This is a genomic window from Clostridium sp. (genome assembly GCF_029267215.1).
Classification (GTDB): domain Bacteria; phylum Bacillota; class Clostridia; order Clostridiales; family Clostridiaceae; genus Sarcina.
The window spans coordinates 1-5,469 of record NZ_JARIDH010000013.1; the positions used below are offsets into that span (position 1 = coordinate 1).

The window sequence follows — 5,469 nt, forward strand, 5'->3', positions numbered from 1 at the left end:
ATGTTCTTTAGGGTAACACCCGTTCCCATTCCGAACACGACGGTTAAGCCTTTAGAAGCTGATGGTACTGCACGGGAGACTGTGTGGGAGAGTAAGTGGTCGCCAGGTTTTTTATGATTTGCTAGCTCAGTCGGTAGAGCACGTGACTTTTAATCACGGTGTCCAGGGTTCGATTCCCTGGCAGATCACCAAAACCTCTCTTTAATAAGAGAGGTTTTTTTTGTATAAAAAAATATTTATAAATACTATAATAATAGTTTATACTTAGATAGTAAGTATTATAAATTAAAGTATTGTAGTTATATAAATAAATTAATAGTGATAATTATATATTAAACTTAATATGGATAATTTGAAATTTATATATTTTGAGATGGAGGTGTAACTATCACGATTATCAAAATATGATAGAGTGATAGAGAAGAATGAAGGGGATAAAGAAAATTTTAGCTTTAGTGGTGGCTTCTACAATTTCATTTACTATGGTTTCTTGTGGAAGTAAAAATAATAAAGGGAAATCTGAATTATCAGATACAATTGTTGTAACCACTAAATATCCAAATGATGTTATGAAACAAATTTCAGAAGAGTTTAAAAAGGAGACTGGAATAACTGTTAAGTATACATTAAAAGATGAAATTACAGAATCTGATTTTAAGGATTCTAATATAGATGTCATAGTCGGTGGGGCAAAAGAACTTTATAATGAAATGACCTCAAAAGGTATGTTAAAGCCTTATAAAACAAGTTGGTTTGATGAGGTTGATGATAATCTTAGAGATAAAAATGGAAATTGGTATTCAATATTTAAAAATCCTATAGTTGTTGCATATAATAAAACTAATTTACCTGCTAGCTTTATTCCAACAAAACTACAAGATTTAGAGGGTGGAAAAGTAAGTAATAAATTAGTTATGACTAATTCGGATAATTATTATACTAAATATTTTATATCAGCTACAGCATCATATTTGACTTCAATATCTAATAATGATGAAAAGGTTGGAAATTTATTTTTGCAGAATCTAAAATTAAATGTAGCTAGTTTTTATAATAATTATGATGAAGTTATAAAAGCTTTAAATACTAAAGAAACACCAATAGGGATAGTTCCTTTGGATATTTTAAATAAAAATATTAAGAATAATCCTAATTTAACAAAAGTAAGTATTACTGATGGTGAGCCTACAGTTGATGAATGCGCAGGAATTTTAAAATCAACAACTCATGAAAATGCAGCGGATATGTTTATGGAGTTTATTGCAGGACCTAAGGTTCAATTAGAATTAGCACAGAAATTTAATATAATACCAACATTACCTGTAGCTTTAAAGTATTCACCAGATTGGATTAAGAATTTTAAGCCTATGAATGTAAGCGAACAGGTTATATTAGATAATGAAAATAAATGGGTTCAATATTTTAATGGTGTTGTTAAACCCGAGACTGCTAAGTCTAAAACAGTTTTAAGTTCAACAATTAGTGATGCAAAAAACACTAATAAAAATGTGAAAAAGGACAAATAGTTTAAATAAAATTTATTAATGAAAACTACATGATTTTATAGGTTATAATTGATATATAAATTAAGTAAATTTTAAGTGATAGTTAAAAATTTGTTGAAAATAGAGTGTATAAAATTGAAATGAACATGAAAAAAGAGATTATGTAAAGTGCATAATCTCTTTTATATTTAAAGTGTGAATTGTAAATAGCTTATTCATATTTGAATTTGATTATTATTTCTTTTATTTCACCTTTTGTATTTTTTCTTATTTTAAAATCTTTTATATCTTTGAAATTATTACTTAATTGGAAATCAAGTTCATTCATAGTTGCTTTAGTTTTTTTAGCTAAATCACTATCTTCTATTATTTCAAATCTTTGTTTTTTAGTTGTTATTTCTTTATTAGTATCATCTAAGATAACGTAATATTTATCTCCTTCTTCTATAACGGCATACTCTTTACCAAATGTTAGACTTGAGCATAATGAATTATCTGTACATCTTACTAGCATAGCCAATCTCCTCTCATAAACAGTAAATTTTCTACAACTTTAATATAACATAATGAGAAGCTTTGTCTATGCTAAATAATGAATTCAGAGTAAATTTGTAACATTTCACAAAAGATTACCTTTTTATTTTAATTATATTTTTTAATAAATCTTCTTTTGCAAAAATAAAAAAATTTTTTATTGCTATTAAATCATCTTTTAAGGATGTTTCTTCTTCATCTTTCCAGTATTCATTAAAATAAATGCAAAGTAGGAAGAATAATATAGCAAAGTTAATATAGATATCTTTAAAATCTGCAATGAATAAATTACTTATTCCAATAAAATCTAAGCTTCCACCATAAAACACTTTATCTATTAAAGAGCAAAGAGCACCTGCCATAATGAATACTATACACATATCAGCTGTAAAGTCTTTATGTCCTTTTGACAAATAGTATCTATAAAATTCTAAGAACATGATTAAAGCTATTAGATTTATTATTATAAGAAAATCAAAGTTTAATCCAACATCAAATCGTACATTAAGCCATGAACCATCTGTATTTATTATTGGTTGAAATGAAAGAAAGTTTCCTATAATATTAAAACTCTTATTAAAGAACCATTTATGAATTATAAATTTTATTCCTTGATCCAAAATCATTAAGAATAGAAATATTTTTATTAATGTTTTATTACTAAAACCATTTTTGAATTTTTTCCATAATGCATAAATTACATATCCAATAAATGCAAAAGGAATTATTAAAAGAATCATAGAAAGAGCTTCTTTTCCTCCAATAATTCTTCCACTTACAAATTCAAATAAGAAATAGATTAACCACATTACAGGTAATATACTTGTTGTTATCCACTTTTTCTTATTCATTTATTTCCTCCCTGAAATATACCATAGTTAAAATTTTTTCATATAATTTCTTAGTATATTTAAGAAATTTTAGGTATAAAAATAAATTTAGTTACATTAAGTTATTAAATAATTAAACTAAATCAATTTTAACATAGGTAAATATAATAATTAAAGAGGATATATTGAATTTTAAAAGAATATATAAATTATCAACACATATTAATGATGAGGTGTTTTATGACGGATATTATTAAAGAATATTATAATGAGAATTTTAAGAATGAATGGTTAAGGTTAAATGATCCATATAATAGATTAGAATTTTTTAGCACTATGTATATAATAAAAAAATATTTCCCTTCAGAAGGTAAGGTTTTAGATCTTGGTTCAGGACCAGGGAGATACTCTATAGAATTATTAAAAAGAGGATATAATGTTACTTTAATGGATATATCAAATAAATCTATTGATTTAGCTAAAAATAATATAGAAGAAATGAGTTTAAAGGCTGATAATTATATTTGTGGAGATGCATTATATTTAGATTTTATAGAAGATAATTATTTTGATGCAATATTGTTAATGGGACCAATGTATCATATTCATTCAAGAGCGGATAGAGAAAGAATATTAAAAAATTGCAGAAGGGTTCTTAAAGAAAATGGAGTTATATTAATAACATATATAAATTCATTAGGAGTATTAAAGATTGGTCTTTCAGATTTCTCAGAAGAATTTAGAGATATAGAAAAAATTTATGATTTATTTGATGAGAAATCATTTAATGAAGATGAGTCATTTACAAAAACGTATTTTACTATACCAGAAAAAGCTATTAATGAAGTTAGTAATTCTGGATTTGAAATATTAAGTAGAGCTGGTGCAGAAAGTTTTTTAGGTGGGCAGGCTTTCTATATGACAAAGTATTATCTTGAAGACAAAGAAATATATTTTAATTTATTAAAAGTTGCTACTGAAAAATGTGAAGATGAAAGATTTAGAGATTCAACTGAGCATTTAATTATAGTTGCAAAAAAAATAAAAAACTAAAAGGGGAAAAGAGTAAATTACATTAAAAAAACAACAATAATATTAAAAGGTTGTTTTAGATGAAAGAGAGGGGAATTTTATATGTTAACAATTTTTGCAGTATCAGACTCAATCGGAGAAACAGCGCAACAAGTAGCAGTAGCTGCTGCTAGTCAATTTAAAGATAATGCTGATGTTAAAAGAATACCATATGTTAAAAATTTAGAAGATGTTGAAGATTTAATGAAGACAATAGAGGCTTGTGAATCATGTATGATAGTTTCAACAATAATCACAGTTAATGTTAGAGAATACTTAACTGAAAAATGTATAGAAAAAAATATAAGTATAATAAATGTACTAGGACCAATAATAAATGTTGCATCAACAATATTAAACAAATATCCAGATTATAATCCAGGTGCAATGTGGAATACAGATGAAGCTTATTTTAAAAGAATTGAAGCAATGGAATTTGCAATGCAATATGATGATAGTAAAGATTATAGAGGTCTTAAAAATGCTGATGTTGTACTTGTTGGATTATCTAGAACATCTAAAACTCCATTATGTATGTATCTTGCTAATAAGGGGATAAAGGCTATAAACATACCTCTTGTCCCTGAAGTAGGTGTTCCAGATGAAATATATGAAATTGACAAGAAAAAAGTTTTTGGATTAACAATAAATCCACTTCAACTTATAGAAATAAGAAAAAGAAGATTAGATAAATTTCATAGAATATCAGCAGATATAGAATATGCATCAGATGCTAGAATATTAGAAGAATTCGATTTTGCAGACAGAATAATGAGAAAAATAGGATGTAAAACAATAGATGTGACTCAAAGGGCTATAGAAGATACAGCATTAATAATAATGGAAAAGCTAGGAGTAAAATAAAAAAAGCGTTAGATATATTGTAAAAATATAAATGATCATAAATTTATTACAAATTATGTATTTTATATTTGATTAAAATTTTAAATTCTAATCTTAACAAATTTTGTTAAGATTAGAATCTGATTATATTATAAGAAAATAAATAATATTAATAAAAATGTAGTATTAAAATAAAAATATAAAAAATAGATATATTACTTAATCAAATAAAGAAAAAATATATGAATTTAAAATATGGTACTTATTTATGGTTAAAAATGTATTTGAAATAATAAAATATCAATATATCTTTAATATACTAAACCAGGTGTATCAATATGAGAAATATTGAGAATTTAATAGAAATTTTGAGTAAATAGTGTTTAAATTGCCAAAATAAAATTAAAAGAAAGATAAATAAAAATCTAATATGATAAGATAAATCTCGTCACTGAGACACGAGATAACAACTTAACAAAATAAATTAAAAGTTTTGAAAAAAAGTTGTTGACAAAGTTCAAAAGTGATGATAAACTAAAGAAGTCGCTTGAGAGCGACTAAGAAATGGTCTTTGAAAATTAAACAGAAGATATTAACATAAACCAGCAATTCTTTTAACAAGTAATATGAGTATAGATTAAACTTTTAAATTGAGAGTTTGATCCTGGCTCAGGATGAACGCTGGC

At 25.1% G+C, this 5,469-nt stretch carries 5 protein-coding genes, 1 tRNA gene and 1 rRNA gene; 5 read left to right on the plus strand and 2 right to left on the minus strand.

The genetic code is table 11. The features are described from left to right. The 3 genes from rrf to Q1K13_RS01160 form a co-directional block, all read left to right on the plus strand. Nucleotides 1-108 (plus strand): 5S ribosomal RNA (rrf, locus tag Q1K13_RS01150); the annotation flags it as partial. 7 nt (nucleotides 109-115) lie between these two features. Continuing rightward, nucleotides 116-191, plus strand: a tRNA-Lys gene (locus Q1K13_RS01155). 234 nt (nucleotides 192-425) lie between these two features. Next, nucleotides 426-1,526, plus strand: coding sequence for an extracellular solute-binding protein (locus Q1K13_RS01160; protein WP_300346966.1), 1,101 nt, complete (start codon nucleotides 426-428; stop codon nucleotides 1,524-1,526). A 190-nt stretch (nucleotides 1,527-1,716) separates the two neighbouring features. Here Q1K13_RS01160 and Q1K13_RS01165 read toward each other — a convergent pair whose 3' ends face one another. Both Q1K13_RS01165 and Q1K13_RS01170 read right to left on the minus strand, forming a co-directional pair. After that, nucleotides 1,717-2,019 (minus strand): hypothetical protein, encoded by a 303-nt coding sequence (locus tag Q1K13_RS01165; protein WP_300346968.1) that lies wholly within the window; start codon nucleotides 2,017-2,019, stop codon nucleotides 1,717-1,719. A gap of 115 nt (nucleotides 2,020-2,134) precedes the next feature. Then, nucleotides 2,135-2,890 carry a signal peptidase II gene (locus tag Q1K13_RS01170; protein ID WP_300346970.1) on the minus strand — a complete coding sequence of 252 codons (756 nt, stop codon included), beginning with the start codon at nucleotides 2,888-2,890 and terminating at the stop codon, nucleotides 2,135-2,137. 219 nt (nucleotides 2,891-3,109) lie between these two features. On the opposite strand from Q1K13_RS01170, the gene Q1K13_RS01175 reads away from it, so the two are divergent. Then, a complete protein-coding gene (locus tag Q1K13_RS01175; RefSeq protein WP_300346972.1) occupies nucleotides 3,110-3,922 on the plus strand; it encodes a class I SAM-dependent methyltransferase in 813 nt (270 codons plus the stop codon). Between the two features lie 81 nt (nucleotides 3,923-4,003). After that, entirely contained in the window at nucleotides 4,004-4,804 is an 801-nt protein-coding gene (locus Q1K13_RS01180; protein WP_300346974.1) for a pyruvate, water dikinase regulatory protein, read from the plus strand. Nucleotides 4,805-5,469: the final 665 nt, after the last annotated feature.

Bases quoted from the DNA above. Each gene is read 5' to 3' on its own strand.
- Q1K13_RS01160 (WP_300346966.1), top strand. From the start codon at position 426: ATGAAGGGGATAAAGAAAATTTTAGCTTTAGTGGTGGCTTCTACAATT.
- Q1K13_RS01165 (WP_300346968.1), bottom strand. From the start codon at position 2,019: ATGCTAGTAAGATGTACAGATAATTCATTATGCTCAAGTCTAACATTT.
- Q1K13_RS01170 (WP_300346970.1), bottom strand. From the start codon at position 2,890: ATGAATAAGAAAAAGTGGATAACAACAAGTATATTACCTGTAATGTGG.
- Q1K13_RS01175 (WP_300346972.1), top strand. From the start codon at position 3,110: ATGACGGATATTATTAAAGAATATTATAATGAGAATTTTAAGAATGAA.
- Q1K13_RS01180 (WP_300346974.1), top strand. From the start codon at position 4,004: ATGTTAACAATTTTTGCAGTATCAGACTCAATCGGAGAAACAGCGCAA.